General features: G+C 40.6%; 17 protein-coding genes. 12 read left to right on the forward strand and 5 right to left on the reverse strand.

From position 1 onward, the window contains the following. The first annotated feature begins 5 nt into the window (after window positions 1–5). From lpdA to CSV68_RS03820, 3 genes are all read left to right on the forward strand, one after another. A complete protein-coding gene (gene lpdA / locus CSV68_RS03810) occupies window positions 6–1418 on the forward strand; it encodes a dihydrolipoyl dehydrogenase (RefSeq protein WP_099633058.1) in 1413 nt (470 codons plus the stop codon). A gap of 78 nt (window positions 1419–1496) precedes the next feature. After that, complete coding sequence (locus CSV68_RS03815; protein ID WP_099633305.1) at window positions 1497–2456, forward strand: NAD(P)H-dependent flavin oxidoreductase; 960 nt, start codon at window positions 1497–1499, stop codon at window positions 2454–2456. Window positions 2457–2468: 12 nt separating this feature from the next. Then, on the forward strand, window positions 2469–2747 hold the full coding sequence (locus tag CSV68_RS03820) for a UPF0223 family protein (protein WP_085133120.1): 279 nt from the start codon (window positions 2469–2471) through the stop codon (window positions 2745–2747). Between the two features lie 146 nt (window positions 2748–2893). On the opposite strand, the gene CSV68_RS03825 is transcribed toward CSV68_RS03820, so the two are convergent. Continuing rightward, window positions 2894–3523, reverse strand: a complete 630-nt coding sequence (locus tag CSV68_RS03825) for a YktB family protein (RefSeq protein ID WP_099661579.1) — start codon at window positions 3521–3523, stop codon at window positions 2894–2896. A 159-nt stretch (window positions 3524–3682) separates the two neighbouring features. Here CSV68_RS03825 and CSV68_RS03830 point away from each other — a divergent pair, with 159 nt between their 5' ends. Then, on the forward strand, window positions 3683–3883 hold the full coding sequence (locus tag CSV68_RS03830; protein ID WP_085133121.1) for a hypothetical protein: 201 nt from the start codon (window positions 3683–3685) through the stop codon (window positions 3881–3883). 153 nt (window positions 3884–4036) lie between these two features. After that, window positions 4037–4828, forward strand: a complete 792-nt coding sequence (locus tag CSV68_RS03835; RefSeq protein WP_099633059.1) for an inositol monophosphatase family protein — start codon at window positions 4037–4039, stop codon at window positions 4826–4828. A 56-nt stretch (window positions 4829–4884) separates the two neighbouring features. Here the strand turns inward: CSV68_RS03835 and CSV68_RS03840 are convergent, their stop codons facing one another. Next, the gene (locus CSV68_RS03840; protein WP_099633060.1) at window positions 4885–5070 is read right to left on the reverse strand and encodes a YlaF family protein; all 186 of its coding nucleotides are present in this window, start codon (window positions 5068–5070) and stop codon (window positions 4885–4887) included. Window positions 5071–5170: 100 nt separating this feature from the next. On the opposite strand from CSV68_RS03840, the gene typA reads away from it, so the two are divergent. Both typA and CSV68_RS03850 read left to right on the forward strand, forming a co-directional pair. Continuing rightward, on the forward strand, window positions 5171–7012 hold the full coding sequence (gene typA, locus CSV68_RS03845) for a translational GTPase TypA (protein ID WP_099633061.1): 1842 nt from the start codon (window positions 5171–5173) through the stop codon (window positions 7010–7012). 24 nt (window positions 7013–7036) lie between these two features. Continuing rightward, window positions 7037–7372, forward strand: coding sequence for a YlaH-like family protein (locus CSV68_RS03850; RefSeq protein WP_368665169.1), 336 nt, complete (start codon window positions 7037–7039; stop codon window positions 7370–7372). A gap of 17 nt (window positions 7373–7389) precedes the next feature. Here CSV68_RS03850 and CSV68_RS03855 read toward each other — a convergent pair whose 3' ends face one another. Both CSV68_RS03855 and CSV68_RS03860 read right to left on the reverse strand, forming a co-directional pair. Continuing rightward, a complete protein-coding gene (locus tag CSV68_RS03855) occupies window positions 7390–7593 on the reverse strand; it encodes a YlaI family protein (RefSeq protein ID WP_099661502.1) in 204 nt (67 codons plus the stop codon). A gap of 13 nt (window positions 7594–7606) precedes the next feature. Next, on the reverse strand, window positions 7607–8104 hold the full coding sequence (locus CSV68_RS03860; RefSeq protein ID WP_099661503.1) for a hypothetical protein: 498 nt from the start codon (window positions 8102–8104) through the stop codon (window positions 7607–7609). 177 nt (window positions 8105–8281) lie between these two features. On the opposite strand from CSV68_RS03860, the gene CSV68_RS03865 reads away from it, so the two are divergent. From CSV68_RS03865 to CSV68_RS03875, 3 genes are all read left to right on the forward strand, one after another. Then, a complete protein-coding gene (locus CSV68_RS03865; protein ID WP_099661504.1) occupies window positions 8282–8563 on the forward strand; it encodes an Fpa/YlaN family protein in 282 nt (93 codons plus the stop codon). A gap of 64 nt (window positions 8564–8627) precedes the next feature. Beyond that, window positions 8628–9797, forward strand: a complete 1170-nt coding sequence (locus CSV68_RS03870; RefSeq protein WP_099633064.1) for an FtsW/RodA/SpoVE family cell cycle protein — start codon at window positions 8628–8630, stop codon at window positions 9795–9797. 14 nt (window positions 9798–9811) lie between these two features. Continuing rightward, window positions 9812–13258 carry a pyruvate carboxylase gene (locus CSV68_RS03875; protein ID WP_099661505.1) on the forward strand — a complete coding sequence of 1149 codons (3447 nt, stop codon included), beginning with the start codon at window positions 9812–9814 and terminating at the stop codon, window positions 13256–13258. A 102-nt stretch (window positions 13259–13360) separates the two neighbouring features. Here CSV68_RS03875 and CSV68_RS03880 read toward each other — a convergent pair whose 3' ends face one another. Then, window positions 13361–14302, reverse strand: coding sequence for a COX15/CtaA family protein (locus CSV68_RS03880; RefSeq protein WP_099633066.1), 942 nt, complete (start codon window positions 14300–14302; stop codon window positions 13361–13363). Between the two features lie 374 nt (window positions 14303–14676). Between CSV68_RS03880 and cyoE the strand changes: the two genes are divergently transcribed. Both cyoE and coxB read left to right on the forward strand, forming a co-directional pair. Further along, window positions 14677–15594, forward strand: coding sequence for a heme o synthase (gene cyoE / locus CSV68_RS03885; protein ID WP_099661506.1), 918 nt, complete (start codon window positions 14677–14679; stop codon window positions 15592–15594). A gap of 102 nt (window positions 15595–15696) precedes the next feature. Next, window positions 15697–16764, forward strand: a complete 1068-nt coding sequence (gene coxB / locus CSV68_RS03890) for a cytochrome c oxidase subunit II (protein ID WP_099661507.1) — start codon at window positions 15697–15699, stop codon at window positions 16762–16764. Window positions 16765–16766 lie beyond the last annotated feature (2 nt).

Here is a 16766-nt window from a genome sequence, read left to right on the forward strand (position 1 = left end):
ATCACATGGTAGTAGGAGATTTTCCAATCGAAGTTGACACACTCGTAGTAGGTTCAGGCCCAGGAGGATATGTAGCGGCAATACGCGCAGCACAACTTGGTCAAAAAGTTACAATCGTTGAAAAAGATACAATCGGCGGTGTTTGTTTAAACGTTGGCTGTATTCCTTCTAAAGCAATGATTTCTGTTGGACATCGTTTTGTAGAAGCTCAGAATGCTGATACTATGGGAATCACTGCGAAGTCTGTCGAACTAGACTTTTCTAAAGCTATGAAGTTTAAAGAAAGCGTTGTTTCTAAGTTAACTGGCGGCGTATCGGGTTTACTTAAAGGAAATAAAGTAGAAACAGTTGCAGGTGAAGCATATTTCGTGGATGCGAACACTGTACGCGTGATGACAGATAATTCTGCTCAAACGTATAAATTCAACAACGTTATTATCGCTACGGGTTCACGCCCAGTTGAAATCCCTTCATTCAAATTTACTGACCGTGTTATCAATTCTACCGGCGCTTTAAGTTTGAAAGAATTACCGAAAAAGCTTGTCGTTGTTGGCGGTGGCTATATCGGTACAGAACTTGGTTCAGCTTATGCTAACCTAGGATCTGAAGTAACTATTCTTGAAGGTGCGGATGATATCCTTGCTGGTTTTGAAAAGCAAATGACACAAATCGTTAAAAAAGGCTTAAAGAAAAAAGGCGTTGAAGTAGTTGTCAAAGCATCTGCTAAAGGCGTTGAGGAAACAAAAGATGGCGTCGTAGTAACATACGAAGCTAAAGGTGAAGAAGTGAAAATTGAAGCGGACTACGTTCTTGTAACAGTGGGCCGTCGTCCGAATACAGATGAAATCGGTTTGGAAAGTCTTGGCTTGAACATGACTGACCGCGGTTTAATTGAAGTGGACAAGCAGTGCCGTACGAATGTCCCGAATGTATATGCAATCGGTGATATCGTAGCGGGTCCTCAGCTTGCGCATAAAGCTTCTTATGAGGCGAAAATTGCAGCAGAAGCTATTTCTGGAGAGAAATCTGAAGTAGATTATATGGCTATTCCTGCTGTATGCTTCACGGATCCGGAACTTGCAACGGTAGGCTTAAACGAAAAACAAGCAAAAGATGAAGGGTATGACGTAGTAAGCGGTAAATTCCCGTTTGCAGCAAATGGCCGTGCTCTTTCGTTGGATGCTACAGAAGGTTTCGTGAAGCTTGTTGGTCGCAAAGAAGATGGTTTATTACTAGGAGCTCAAATTGTTGGGGAAAATGCTTCTGACATGATTGCAGAACTTGGACTGGCGATTGAAGCAGGTATGACTCTTGAAGATATATCTATGACAATCCATGCTCACCCTACACTAGGTGAGATTTCTATGGAAGCAGCAGAAGTTGCTCTTGGTAAGCCGATTCACATGATGACGAAATAAAACAGCTAGAATTGAACAGCCCATGGGAGTGTTTTTCTCATGGGCTTTTTCACATTTTTAAAAAATGGGGGGATTTTCATGTGGAAAACTAGAGTGACGGAAATTTTTGGAATTGAATATCCGATTGTGCAAGGTGGGCTTGCGTATCTAGCTTATGCAGACCTCGCCGCTGCTGTTTCGGAAGCGGGGGGACTCGGTCAAATCACTGCAATGAGTCTACCTTCACCAGAAGCATTAAAAGAAGAAATCCGCAAAGTTCGCCAAAAGACTGATAAACCTTTCAGTGTAAATTTTGCGATTGGTAATCATGGTAGAACGTATGAAGCAATGGTGGAAGCGGCATTGGAAGAGAAAATCGATATTATATCGGTTACCGGGGGAAATCCTGCGCCGCTTTTTGATATGTTAACAGGCACTGATGTGAAAAAGATGGTATTGGTGGCTGCAAGAAGACAAGCGCAAAAAGCTGAAGAGATTGGTGCGGATGCTGTCATAGCGGTTGGACAAGAAGGTGGAGGACATTTAGGTCGTGATGATATTGGCACGATGGTTTTAATTCCAAGGATTGTAGATTCCGTCAGTATACCGGTCATTGGATCGGGTGGTATTGGTGATGGACGGGGCTGGATGGCAGCCCAAGCACTCGGAGCAGAAGGAATCGAAATGGGTACTCGTTTCATAGCGACAAAAGAATGTGTCGATGCATCACCTGCTTATCTTGAAACTCTGTTGGCGAGCAGTGAACAAGATACAACGATTATCAAACGAACAATCGGTGCACCCGCACGTGCTTTATCGAATGACTGGACTGATAAAATTTTGAAGTTGGAAGCGGAAGATGCGGGTTACGAAGGACTGAAAACATTTATTAGTGGAGATGCAAATCGTAAGTTCATCCATGATGGTATAAAAGACCAAGGCTTTGGTTGGGGCGGTCAAGTAGCGGGTATGATTGAGGATGTCCCAAGCGTCGCCGAATTGTTTGAACGAATGAAAAATGAAGCGAGTACTATACGAGAAAAATGGAGTGTCAGATAAGGAGAGAAGTAGATGGCAGGTTATCAATATCCACTACGTGCGGATTGGTCAACAGAAGAAATCGTGAAGGTGATCGATTTTTTCACAAAAGTGGAGCAAGCCTATGAATCAAATATCGAACGAGACGAATTTATGAGATACTATCGGGCTTTCAAAAGTGTAGTACCATCCATGGCTGAAGAAAAAACGCTATGCAAGGAATTCGAGGAAAGTAGTGACTATGTGGCGTTTCGTGTAGTGAAAGCGGCAAAAGAAAGCAAACCTGGCGAATTGCTAAAGGTGAAAAAATAAACAAAGCAAAAGACACCTATATCAAAAGGTGTCTTTTATTATGATTTCACATGTAAATACACTAATTTCTTCAGAATGCCAAATTAATTGATCGAGAATAAGAGTATTCGGGGGGAACAAGTATATGCAAATTGACAATTTTTATTTCACTCAAAAGAATGAATAACTACATCATAAACAGGCAATAACTTCGTGAACGTATCTTCTGCGTACTCATAAAATTGCTCTTCGCTCATTTTAGATGCTTCATCTTTTGATAGATGACGACCAACTAAAAACTCTGCTTTTTTCACGGTTTGCAGACGATCCAGCAATTTTTCGAGTCCTTCTGTCCCTACTTCACTAATGCGCTCAGCTTCAGGCTTCATGTGATCTCCGGAAACAACAAAATCTTTTGGTAACGAAGTAATAACTTCCATTTCTTTTTCTAAACGTTCAGCGATCCCTTTTTTATCGGGATTTTCATAAATAATTGCCAGTACGATGAATAAATGAGTGCCCCATAAGCCAATCTGAAAGTGAGGTAACGCTTTATAACCTCGCTTAGCAGGAGCGAATGCCACCCAGCTATCTCGTGGCGGATTTACAGTTCGTCTTGCGTGTTTTGCGACATGTGGAAAAAACTCACCCGTACCGTGTGCGGAAAGGCGGTGTGCAAAATGATTTCCTAATTCTATGAACTTCGGTTGTATCTTTTCCTGCAAAGCTTTCATGCGATGATCCAAGCCATCAACGGTAAAAACATTAAAATCATTTGATGACCAATAAGACTGAATCAAGAAAATCTCCTCCAGTTTGTAGTGACTACGTTTATCTTATCAGTAAACGGGGAATAATTTAAAATAACAAGGCTTCTAACCACTAAAAGTCGGAATTTTTGCATATCTTACTAATAAGACGGTTAGAGCAAATATTAACTAAAAGGGGTGCTACTTATGAAACAGGTCGTTCATTTTATCCGAAAAGAAGATGTTGAGAGAGAATATGTGAGAACTTTACAATTGGAATTGGATTATGAATTAGCTACTCTATACGACGCACTGCAAGACCAAGACACAGTTCAAGTTGATAAAAGTAAACTACGATTGACAGAAATTCACAATGAATTGGAGACACTTAATGTTTTCTCGATGTGAGTATGGCTTAGTTAAAGACATCCCCATTTACTTCAGAAATTGAAGGAAATGTGACGGGGTGTCTTTTTACTTAATATCCTATACCTGTTATCTCTTTTGTTCCGTTGTCCCTGTGTTATACTAGCGATAGTCGGAATGGGAAGAGGTGGCAGAATGAATCTTAATGCGATAGATCGATATGCGAAATCGTTAATCAAAGAGGCTGGCCACAAAATACGAGTGTCTTTTTTTAGTACAATTGACATCGATTCAAAGGCAGATGCTAATGATTTAGTTACCAATATCGATAGAGAAGTTGAAAGCTTTTTTGTTGAACGGGTAAGACAAGACTTTCCAGAGCATAAGATGGTTTCAGAAGAGGGATTTGGAGATAAGATTTCTTCGCTTGACGGAGTAATTTGGTTCCTAGATCCAATTGATGGAACGATGAATTTTATCCATCAGAGAAGAAACTTTGCGATTTCATTGGGGATTTATGTAGACGGCGTGGGGATGCTGGGCTACATATATGATGTAATGCGAGATGAGTTATACCATGCAGCGAAAGGTGAAGGTGCTTATTTCAACGATGAGCGTCTGCCACAGCTGGAGGTCACACCACTTGAAGAAGCGATCATCGGCATCAATGCTAGCTGGGTTGCGCCAAATCATCGAGTGGAAAACGAAAAAATTATTGAGCTCGTCACACGTTGCCGTGGAACGCGATCCTATGGTTCAGCAGCAATTGAGCTAGCCTATGTATCGTCTGGAAGAATTGACGCGTATATTTCTATGCGACTGGCACCTTGGGATATAGCTGGGGGAATTGTCATTGCGCAAGAAGTTGGAGCTATAGCAACGAATTTAGAAGGTGTGAGACCACATCTACTTGGATCTGACACATTTATTGTCACACGTCCAGGACTGCATGAGGAAATTTTATCAAAATATATCCGACTAAAATAAAAAAAGGGGCTGTTTGTTAAACCAAAATGGTTTAATGTACAGTCCCTTTGAGCTATTTATAGCGTGCCTTCTCTACGCATACGTGCTTTTGTTTTGAATCCATTACCCATTATTAATACTAGAGCGATTATCGCGAGAACGACAACTAATATGCTGCGCATACCTACTCCGATGCCAATAGCGGACATGGAAAGTACGGCGCCGAGTGAATAAATTACGAAAATCCACTTAATGTCTTTCAAAAAAATCCCTCCATATAAATTAAAATATTATTTAATTGGACTATCTTGTGCTATAATAACACAGTTGAACATCTGAAATAAAGATAAACGGAGTGAAAAAATGACAAACGAACGTACTGATCTTAGAAATATTGCAATTATTGCCCACGTAGACCATGGTAAAACGACATTGGTCGACCAATTACTTAAACAATCCGGTATTTTCCGGTCGAATGAGCACGTAGATGACCGCGCAATGGACTCAAACGAACTAGAGCGTGAACGAGGAATTACGATTCTAGCTAAAAACACAGCTATTGAATATAATGACACAAAAATCAACATCTTGGATACACCAGGACACGCTGACTTTGGTGGCGAAGTGGAAAGAATCTTGCGTATGGTTGACGGCGTAATTTTAGTTGTTGACGCATTCGAAGGATGTATGCCACAAACTCGATTCGTATTGAAAAAGGCTTTGGAAACAAACTTGAAGCCAATTGTTGTAGTAAATAAAATTGACCGTGATTTCGCAAGACCAGAAGAAGTAGTAGACGAAGTACTTGAATTGTTCATCGAGCTTGATGCAAACGACGAGCAATTGGAATTCCCGGTTGTTTTTGCATCCGGATTCAATGGTACAGCAAGTCTTTCTCCTGATCCTGAAACACAAGAAGACACATTACGTGTTCTTTATGAATCAATTCTTGAAAACATTCCATCACCAATCGACAACCGTGACGAGCCACTTCAGTTCCAAGTATCACTACTTGATTATAACGATTACGTTGGTCGTATCGGAATCGGACGTATTTTCCGTGGAACAATGAAAGTTGGAGAACAAGTCGCAGTTCTTAAGCGGGATGGCTCTGTAAAGACTTTACGTGTAACAAAATTATATGGTTTCTTAGGCTTGAAGAGAGTCGAAGTTGAAGAAGCGTACGCGGGTGACCTCGTAGCGGTTTCAGGAATGGGAGACATTGATGTCGGCGAGACAGTTTGTCCAACTGATCATCAAGAAGCACTTCCAGCACTTCATATCGATGAGCCAACGCTACAAATGCGTTTCTTAGTAAATAACAGTCCATTCGCTGGTCGCGAAGGGAAATGGGTTACTTCACGTAAGATTCAAGAGCGTTTAGATCAACAGCTTGAGACAGACGTTTCATTGCGTGTAGATCCAACTGATTCTCCAGACGAATGGATCGTATCTGGACGCGGAGAGCTTCATTTGTCTATTCTTATCGAGAATATGCGACGTGAAGGTTTCGAACTTCAAGTATCCAAGCCACAAGTAATCATCCGTGAAATCGATGGTAAGCGTAGCGAGCCATTCGAACGCGTTCAAATTGACGTGCCGGAAGAACATACTGGTTCAATCATTGAATCTATTGGTGAACGTAAAGGTGAAATGTTGGACATGATTAATAACGGTAACGGCCAAGTACGTTTGATCTTCTTGGTACCTGCTCGTGGATTGATCGGTTATACAACAGACTTCCTTACTTTAACTCGTGGATACGGTATCTTAAACCATACATTCGACAGCTATAAGCCAGTCACTACAGGTAAAATCGGTGGCAGACGTCACGGAGTACTTGTGTCTATGGAGAACGGTACAGTAACTGGTTATGGTGTTATGCAACTAGAAGATCGTGGAACTATGTTTGTAGAGTCAGGTGTAGAAATTTATGCTGGTCAGGTAGTAGGCGAAAGTAACCGAGATAGCGATTTGACGATTAACTTAACGAAAATCAAGCACGCTACTAACGTACGTTCAGCTTCTAAAGACCAAACTGTTACAACGAAAAAACCGCGTATTATGTCGCTTGAAGAAGCATTGCAATACATTGGTGATGACGAGTACTGTGAAGTTACACCAGAATCTATTCGTATACGTAAAAAAGTTCTAGATAAGAGTGAACGTGAACGTGTAAATAAAAAGAAGAAACTTGGCGAATAATAAAGGTAGAAGGGAATGTATGGAATGAGAGTTGAAGATTCAGAAATGGTCTACAATCGGTTGTCAGGAACTGCTCGTATAATTTATGAGTACGCGCCAAATTTCACGACAGCCGGCTATATTCTGTTTGCGCTCGTTTTCATCATGTCTGCTATTGTGTATAAACTTGGATTTGCGAGGAAGATCAGTTTTGGTCGAAATGTTATTATTTATGCGTTCTTATTTATTGGCTGTATAATACTAACATTCTTAGCTTTCTTCCTTCCAATCGTAGAAGGACTGTTTGTGGCTGCTGCCATTCTCATTATCTATCGTGTTCGACGAATGAATGAACATAAAAAAGACTCCGTTACTCAGTAACGGAGTCTTTTTATTCATTAAAAATCTTTTTCGGTAGGATCGGAACTGCGGTAGAAAACAAAATTACCAGTTGCAATCCGTTTCTCTGTCAAGCTGCCGATCCGCTCCCGACAAGTGGGACACATATACGTATGAATGGGTCGGTTTCGTAATTTTTTGGCAAGTGGATTGTCATCCTCTAATTGATCGTTTTGGTCACATATGACACATTTAACGCGCATTGGAATTTCTCCTTCAATCCACTTGGATAGCCTGAACATAACGAATCGGTGAATCTTGATTCGAACCATCTTTAAACAGTACATGTACGGGACCGTCTTCTCGAAGAGGTTTACCGTTATGGCTGAATTTGAAAATAATGTTGGCTGCTTCCTCCAGTGGATATGTGTATTTTTCATCATTTGTAATGAGTGTAAAAGTTGTTGCGTTTGCTGATGGAACCGCATTGTGTATAAATGGTTTCAATACAATACCGAAGCTGCTTGACAACATTTTATCTTTTTCATATCTTTTTTCGCTTTTTAAAGTGGGTGGATAAGTTGCACCTTCCATAATTTCTCTGGACCAGTGTTTACCCATTCTTTCTTTATACTCTTCCATTTCATCCTTTTCGACAAAATCCTCCGAGAAAAATTCATCCAGATCGATACGACGATCATCAAATATCCAAACAGTAGGATCTAATGTAATTACATGTTTCACATTCCCGGTAATCGGTATAATAAGTTCCAAAATATATCCTCCTCAATCCATAGTCACTAGATTAAGTATACCTTTTCATAGAAGAAGTGAAAAGGATTTCATTTCAGTTCGTTTTTTTCATTGGGTAACACTTGCATTTTGTAAGAGCAAAAGATACAATTTAGACATTAACAACTTGCGGGAATAATGAATAATGGGGGCGTCTCCATGGATATAGAAGTTCAAGATACGTACAAAGAACAGGCCATGAAACAACTGCAAATCGATGCAGAGAAAATTGCAAAGCTGATCAAAGTTCAAATGGATAATTTAACGATGCCGCAATGTCCACTATATGAGGAAGTGCTTGATACGCAAATGTACGGATTATCCCGTGAGATTGATTTTGCTGTTAAGCTAGGTCTAGTTGAACATGACAAAGGCCGTGAAATAATCTCTGTTTTGGAAAAAGAGTTAAATGTTTTACACGAACTGTATACAAAAAAATAAATGGAAGACTCAAACTACTCCAACAGTTTGAGTTTTTTATTTAGGACGAAGAGGTACTATGAAAATGAAGACTTATATGAATCGAATTTTACGCAATTTTGACTATCCTTTATTTATCGTATATTTACTGCTCTGTTTATTTGGGTTAATTATGATTTACAGTGCAAGCATGGTATGGGCCGTGAATATTTATAACTTTGAACCTTCCCATTTCTTTAAGAAACAAGTAACAAACCTAGCCATTGCAATCCCGGCGTTTCTGTTAGTGTCTATTATTCCTTATAGACATTATAGAAATAAAAAGTTCTTGTCTGGCGCGTTAATCGTCATGTTTACTTTATTGGTCCTTGTAAAGTTCATCGGATTTGGTGATGCGGTAGGAGCGAAAAGCTGGCTTTCATTACCATTTGGAATAGGGAACTTACAGCCAACTGAAGTAGCGAAAATTGCTTTTATCGTATATTTCTCAGGTGTTTTTGCCAATAAATATTATGCAGGAACATTGGATGAAATAAAAACCACTATCTTCCCAACATTTTCCGTTTTAACAGCCTCTCTTTTATTAGTTTTGTTGGAACCGGACTTTGGAGCAACTATGATTTTATTCCTTGTTGCTATATCGGTAATCATGGCCAGCGGAATGAAAGTGAAGAATTATCTGATCATCAGTCGTTTCTTTGCTTTGCTTGGCGTATTGATTGGGATTGTACTCTGGATTAAGTGGGATACGGTGATGACTGTATCGCGTATGGGTCGCTTTCTAGCCTTTACGGATCCCTTTGAATACATACAAGGTTCAGGTCTGCAAATCGTCAACGGATACATTGCTATCGGTGCTGGAGGGCTCAAAGGAGTGGGTTTAGGAAACAGTATTCAGAAACTTGGCTATTTACCTGAGCCACATACAGATGTTATCATGGCAGTAATCTCTGAAGAAACTGGATTACTCGGAACGACGCTTGTTCTTGGAGGTCTCTTTTTCATCGTGATGAGAGCGTTTACTGTTGCTTTGCGTACAAAAGACGCACATGCAAGAATGCTCGCAGCTGGTGTAGGTAGCTTGATAGCTATTCAAACACTGGTAAACTTAGGTGGATTGACAGGTTTGATTCCGTTAACAGGAGTTACATTGCCGTTTATCAGTTATGGCGGTACATCTGTTGTGTTCTTGTCGATTGCGCTTGGTATATTGATGAACGTTTCGATGTTTGTGAAGTATGAGAGAACAGAGTAGAGGGGATTGATTTGTTGGTGGAGAGAAGAGAGATTAAGAAAGTACTAGTCGCAAACCGCGGCGAAATTGCAATTCGTGTTTTTCGAGCGTGTACAGAATTAGGTATTGCGACAGTTGGTATTTATTCAGCTGAAGATCGTGCCTCACTACATCGTTACAAATCCGATCAGTCGTTTATAGTGGGTGAAGGTAAGAAGCCTATCGATGCATACTTGGATATTGAAGGGATTATCGACATTGCGAAAAAAGCAAATGTCGATGCAATTCATCCTGGTTATGGATTTTTAGCAGAGAATTCTCAGTTCGCAGCACGTCTGGAAGAAGAGGGGATTATCTTTATTGGACCGACATCAAGCCATTTAGAAATGTTCGGTGATAAGGTAAAGGCTAGAGAACAAGCAATATTAGCTGACATCCCCGTAATACCAGGTAGTGATGGACCGGTTACTTCCGTAGAAGAAGTTGCAGCATTTGGTGAACAGCATAGCTACCCGATCATTATTAAAGCTTCGTTAGGTGGCGGAGGACGTGGTATGCGAATCGTCGAATCACCAGAAGAAGTGCAAGAGGCTTATAACCGGGCGAAATCCGAAGCGAAATCCGCATTTGGCTCTGATGAAGTTTATGTCGAAAAATACATCACCAACCCAAAACACATAGAAGTACAAATACTTGGTGATACATATGGAGAAATAGTCCATTTGTACGAACGAGATTGTTCTATTCAGCGTCGCCATCAAAAGGTAGTAGAGATAGCTCCTTCCATTTCTTTGACAGAAGAATTACGCCATGAGATTTGTAATGCGGCTGTTAAACTATCAAAAAATGTATCTTATATCAATGCGGGGACAGTAGAGTTTTTAGTAGCTGACGATTCCTTTTATTTCATCGAAGTCAATCCACGTATCCAAGTGGAACACACAATCACTGAAATGATTACAGGAATTGATATTGTGCAGTCACAAGTACTCATCGCAGCAGGAGAACCACTTCATTCTGAGCAAGTGAATATACCAGAGCAACAAGATATCCCATTGTTTGGTTACGCTATTCAATCACGTGTGACAACGGAAGATCCGTTAAATGATTTCATGCCTGATACAGGCAAAGTAATGGTCTATCGTTCGAGTGGAGGATTTGGGGTTCGCTTGGATACAGGCAATGCATATCAAGGTTCTGTTATTAGCCCTTATTATGATTCATTACTAGTGAAAGTTTCGACTTGGGGCCCGACCTTTGGGGATGCTGCAAGCAAAATGCACAGAAATTTGAAGGAATTCAGAATTCGTGGAATTAAAACAAATATACCTTTCCTGGAAAATGTCGTATGCCATGAAAACTTTTTATCCGGCAATTACAACACGAGCTTTATTGATAAAACTCCAGAATTATTCGCGTTTGCCAAGAAACAAGATAGAGGAACGAAAGCTTTATCGTATCTTGGAAACGTTACCATTAATGGATTCCCTGGCATTGATGACCCGACACGTCCTGTTCTGCATCCGGTACGCATTCCGAAAATCGATTATAACGCGCCAATCCAAAAGGGGACAAAGCAGATTTTGGATGAGCAAGGTGCAGATGCGTTAGTCGAATGGGTTTTAAAGCAAGACGATGTATTGCTGACAGATACTACCTTCCGTGATGCGCATCAGTCTTTACTGGCTACACGCATGAGAACGAAAGAGTTAACGCAGATTGCAACCGAAAGTGCGCATCTATTACCTGATCTCTTCTCATTCGAGATGTGGGGAGGCGCGACATTCGATGTAGCGTATCGGTTCTTGAAAGAAAGCCCGTGGGATCGACTCGAGAAATTACGCAAGCAAGTACCTAATGTGTTGTTCCAGATGCTCTTCAGAGGAGCAAATGCAGTTGGCTATACAAACTACCCTGATAACGTCATCCGTGAATTTATAAAAGAATCAGCTGCGTCAGGTATAGATGTATTCCGTATTTTCGACAGCTTGAATTGGATCAAAGGTATGGAAGTTGCAATTGATGAAACGCGTTCAACTGGAAAGATTGCAGAAGCGACGATCTGTTACACTGGAGACATTCTGGATGACAATCGTGCAAAATATACGGTCAATTACTACAAAGAGATGGCCAAAGAACTTGAATCGGTCGGTGCTCACATATTGGCGATTAAAGATATGGCAGGCTTGCTTAAGCCTGAAGCTGCTTATCGGTTAGTATCAGAATTGAAAGCGTCAACAAGTCTGCCAATTCATTTGCATACGCACGATACGAGCGGTAATGGTATTTATATGTACGCCAAAGCGGTTGAAGCTGGAGTGGACATTGTCGATACGGCAATTGGTTCCATGGCGGGTATGACATCACAGCCGTCTGCCAATTCACTTGCTTATGCGATGCAAAACAATGAACGTCATGTACGTGCAAATACAGAGTCATTAGAAAAACTTTCGCATTACTGGGAAGATGTGCGGAAATATTACAAGCCGTTTGAAAGTGGTATGAACAGTCCTCATTCAGAAATTTACGTACATGAGATGCCGGGCGGCCAATATTCGAATTTGCAACAGCAGTCTAAGGCTGTTGGGCTTGGAGAGCGTTGGGAAGAAGTAAAGAAAATGTACTCCCGCGTGAATTTCCTCTTTGGAGATATTGTCAAAGTGACACCGTCTTCGAAAGTAGTGGGGGATATGGCGTTGTTCATGGTACAAAATGAATTAGACGAGCACACGGTTATTGAAAAAGGACAAACTATCGATTTCCCGGAATCCGTTATTGAGTTTTTCGAAGGTTCAATCGGTCAGCCATATGGCGGTTTCCCGAAAGAGCTACAGGAAGTAATATTAAAAGGTCGCAAAGCGATTACGGTACGTCCGGGTGAGTTATTGGCGCCAGTTAACTTCCAGGATGTACTGAAGAAGCTGACGGAAAAAATGGAGAAGCCTGCTACTATGCATGATGCGCTCGCTTACGTTCTGTATCCGAAAGTCTTCGAAGAATATATTGAAACGAGAAAACAGTTTGATGATGTTTCTGTCATCAATACACCAGAATTCTTGTATGGTTTACGTTTAGGTGAAGAAATTGAGATTGAGATTGAGTTTGGTAAAACACTTATCGTCAAATTGGTGTCGATCGGTGAACCCAATCCCGACGGAACACGCACGTTGTATTTCGAGTTAAACGGACAATCACGTGAGATCATCATCCAAGATTTCCAAGTGGAAACAAAAGACGATACTAAGCAAAAAGCCGATCCTTCAAATGAGACGCATATTGCGGCTACTATGCCAGGAACTGTTCTACAAGTAGCAGTCTCGATTGGTGCTAAAGTGAAACGCGGCGAACACTTGTTGATTACAGAGGCTATGAAAATGGAAACAACGATTCAAGCTCCTTTTGCAGGGGTTGTGAAGGCAATATATGCAGGCCCAGGGGATTCTATCTCATCAGGAGACTTGTTAATTGAATTAGAACATTAAAAAACAGCTATCACATGTCGCTCAGACAGTGATAGCTGTTTTTCTACACCTGTATACAAAAATCGCGTAACAGCCTTTAAAAAGCCGCTACGCGCTCTTGTATTACTTCTTCTGGCTGCGAGAGACAAGAAGAACGAGATATGTTAATAAACCAAATAATAAAGTGATAAACAATGAATGTAACAATGCAAAATAGAGATTTAATTTAGTCAGTACGACAATCATCCCTGTTGTTGCTTGTGCAAGTACTAATCCGAACGCTGTAATCCAACCCCAGTAAATGACACGTTGATCACTATAATGTTTAATGGCTTTAATTGCGATGAACCCAATCCATACGACAATCAATGCTGCAGCTAAACGGTGACCCATCTGTATCCACTCATACATATTATTCGGTAAACTGAATTCGTTATTGCGGCACAGAGGCCAGTCTGAACATACTAGGCCAGAGCTAGTATGACGAACAAGAGCACCAGTGTAAATAACAAAGTATGAATAAATAGTTACGCCAATAGTGTGGAAACGTAATGATTTACCTATGCGTATTTTATCTGCGTCAAACTTCTGGTCTACTTCAAACACTAATAAAGTCAGTAAGAAGACTGACGCAAAGGATATGAGTGAAATCCCAAAGTGCAAGGCTAGAATGAAATCACCTTGTCCCCATAATACTTGCGCTGCTCCAATCAAAGCCTGTAGAATCAAGAAAAATACTGCCATAAAAGCTAAAAATTTCGTTTCACGGACATGGCCAAGTGCTTTCCATGACCATACAGCCAGTATGACGATGAAAATACCTACTGAACCGGTAACTAAACGATGTGAGAACTCGATTAATACTTCTGCTGTGATGTCATCAGGAATCAGTTGTCCATTACATCCTGGCCAATGTCTTCCACACCCCATACCGCTGTCGGTTTTGGTAACTAGCGCGCCACCCAGTAAGATAGCGAGCATTCCGATTGTAGAAGCTACTCCAAACCATTTTAAAAATCTGTTGTATCGCAAGTACGAAACACCTTCTTCTATTGAATTGACCATCAAAGGGTCGATTTACGTAAAAATTTGCCTGAACTCCAGAAATATTTTTATTGAGATATACAGTCGGATCTCAAAGGTTTCTATGGAATTGAAGCATCTATTGCAAGCTTTATGATAACGAAAAATTGCCAGAAACACAATGCATGAAGGTAATAAACCACTGATGTATAAGGCTTTTCACAAATTGTTCATAAAATAGTCTCTTTAACTTCACAAATGACAGTCGGAAATGGATTACTATATAGAAGGTGAAGGATAAAGACACAAAGGTTGCACAAACCGCTATAAATTGAGAAATGGTCTGGAAATGTGAGACGATTTTAGATATAGTAGGTGATAGGGTCTTCGCTGAAAACTTTGAAAGGAGGGTTATTATGTCAAACGGTCGAACGCTTTCGACAGTTGCAGATCCAAAAGTAGAGACCATTACCTTGTGGAAAGACTTTTTGGCGCTGATCAAAATAGGAATTGTTAACTCAAATTTGATCACTACGTTCACCGGTCTTTTTTTGGCATTTCAATTCACTGGTAAAAGTTTTCTCCATAACTTCGATCTACTGGTATTTGCGATTCTAGGTACTGGATTGATCATCGCATCTTCGGGCGCAATGAATAACTTGATTGATCGCGATATTGATCCTGTCATGTCGAGAACAAAGTCGAGACCGACAGTAACAGGTAGATTTAAGGCTCCCGCTGTGATGACATTAGCCGTTACATTCCTAGTGGCCGGTGAAGTATTGTTATTCTCTGCATCAGCTATGGCAGGATGGCTTGGTATCTTGGGTGTATTCGCTTATGTTGTTTTGTATTCCATGTGGTCTAAACGTAAGCATGTAAGCAATACTGTAGTAGGAAGTCTTTCAGGAGCAATTCCACCCCTAATCGGATGGGCAGCTGTTGATCCTACACTGCCAATGGGAGCATGGGCATTGTTTTTAATTATGTTCATATGGCAACCACCGCACTTCTATGCGTTGGCAATGCGTAGAACAGAAGAGTATCGGGCGGCTAACATTCCGATGTTACCAGTAGTAAAAGGATTTGAACGGACGAAAAAGTCCATGCTTATGTGGGTATTGTTACTATTTCCACTGCCTTTTTTGTTACCACAGCTCGGTACCGGATTTATAGTATTTGCAACACTGTTGAATGTTGGGTGGCTTTATCTAGCTATCAAAGGATTTAAAGCCAAAGAAGATTTAAAGTGGGCAACCGGAATGTTCGTATATTCTTTAAATTATATGACAATCTTGTTTGTATCCATGATTATTTTCTCTATATTCATCTAACGTATCGGAATTCTTTCTTTAAAACAGGAATTCATCATAAAGGGGCACTCAGTCCTCCATAGTAGAAAAACATTTTTTTAGAAAGAGAGGTATTAGTTAGCGATGATTAAAGGACTCAAAAAGTGGCGTCTCTTTTCTTTACTAGCGGTTTTCGCACTGTTCATGGCAGGTTGTGGTAATGAAGAAATTTCAACATTCCAACCAGCTGGACAAGTCGCTAATGACCAGTTCAAGTTGTTGCTATTAGCATCAGGAATTATGTTACTGGTTATCATTGTTGTAGTAATTATTTACACTGTTGCATTATTCCGCTTCAGACGTTCGAAGTTGGGTGAAGATCACATACCAGAGCAAGTGGAAGGAAGTCACACACTTGAACTGCTTTGGACATTCATTCCAATAGTATTACTTTTGATTCTAGCTATTCCTACTGTTCACTACACGTATAAATTAGGTGATGTGAAAGCAATGGGAGCAGTTGATGAAGATGGTAACGCAGAGAACTTAGTGGTAGACGTTACCGCGAAGTTGTATTGGTGGGAGTTCGAGTATCCTGATCTAGGCATTGTTACTGCTCAGGAACTAGTAGTACCTACTGATGAAAAAGTTTATTTCAACTTGATCGCAGCGGACGTAAAGCACTCATTCTGGATTCCGTCAGTTGGCGGTAAGCTAGATACGAACGTTGAGAACGTGAATAAATTCTATCTATCGTTTGAGAAAGAATCTGAAGGCTTGAAAGACGGCGTTTTCTACGGAAAATGTGCTGAGCTATGTGGACCTTCTCACGCGTTGATGGACTTTAAAGTAAAATCATTACCGAGAGATCAATTTGACAGCTGGGTTGCAGCTATGCAGGAAACAGCAGAAAAACCTGTTGTTGCAAATGCTGATGGCGAAGAAGTCTTCTCTCAAAGCTGTATCGGTTGTCACGCGGTTTCAGGTGTAGGTGAGTCTGGTGCACAAGGACCAAACTTGGCTTCATTCGGTGATCGTAATCGTGTAGCTGGTTTCCTAGAACACGATGAAGAGAACTTGAAAGACTGGATTCGTGATACACAGAAACATAAACCTGGCAATACGATGCCTTCATTCAGTAAAGATCAAATCTCTGATGAAGACTTAGATGCATTAGCTGAATACTTAATGGGCTTAAAGGTTGCAAAATAATT

The sequence above is a fragment of the Sporosarcina sp. P29 genome, assembly GCF_002743265.1.
Classification (GTDB): domain Bacteria; phylum Bacillota; class Bacilli; order Bacillales_A; family Planococcaceae; genus Sporosarcina.

Excerpts from the sequence above, each read along its gene's own strand:
- lpdA (WP_099633058.1), top strand. The coding sequence starts at position 6 with ATGGTAGTAGGAGATTTTCCAATCGAAGTTGACACACTCGTAGTAGGT.
- CSV68_RS03815 (WP_099633305.1), top strand. The coding sequence starts at position 1,497 with ATGTGGAAAACTAGAGTGACGGAAATTTTTGGAATTGAATATCCGATT.
- CSV68_RS03820 (WP_085133120.1), top strand. The coding sequence starts at position 2,469 with ATGGCAGGTTATCAATATCCACTACGTGCGGATTGGTCAACAGAAGAA.
- CSV68_RS03830 (WP_085133121.1), top strand. The coding sequence starts at position 3,683 with ATGAAACAGGTCGTTCATTTTATCCGAAAAGAAGATGTTGAGAGAGAA.
- CSV68_RS03835 (WP_099633059.1), top strand. The coding sequence starts at position 4,037 with ATGAATCTTAATGCGATAGATCGATATGCGAAATCGTTAATCAAAGAG.
- typA (WP_099633061.1), top strand. The coding sequence starts at position 5,171 with ATGACAAACGAACGTACTGATCTTAGAAATATTGCAATTATTGCCCAC.
- CSV68_RS03850 (WP_368665169.1), top strand. The coding sequence starts at position 7,037 with ATGAGAGTTGAAGATTCAGAAATGGTCTACAATCGGTTGTCAGGAACT.
- CSV68_RS03855 (WP_099661502.1), bottom strand. The coding sequence starts at position 7,593 with ATGCGCGTTAAATGTGTCATATGTGACCAAAACGATCAATTAGAGGAT.
- CSV68_RS03865 (WP_099661504.1), top strand. The coding sequence starts at position 8,282 with ATGGATATAGAAGTTCAAGATACGTACAAAGAACAGGCCATGAAACAA.
- CSV68_RS03870 (WP_099633064.1), top strand. The coding sequence starts at position 8,628 with ATGAAGACTTATATGAATCGAATTTTACGCAATTTTGACTATCCTTTA.
- CSV68_RS03880 (WP_099633066.1), bottom strand. The coding sequence starts at position 14,302 with ATGGTCAATTCAATAGAAGAAGGTGTTTCGTACTTGCGATACAACAGA.
- cyoE (WP_099661506.1), top strand. The coding sequence starts at position 14,677 with ATGTCAAACGGTCGAACGCTTTCGACAGTTGCAGATCCAAAAGTAGAG.
- coxB (WP_099661507.1), top strand. The coding sequence starts at position 15,697 with ATGATTAAAGGACTCAAAAAGTGGCGTCTCTTTTCTTTACTAGCGGTT.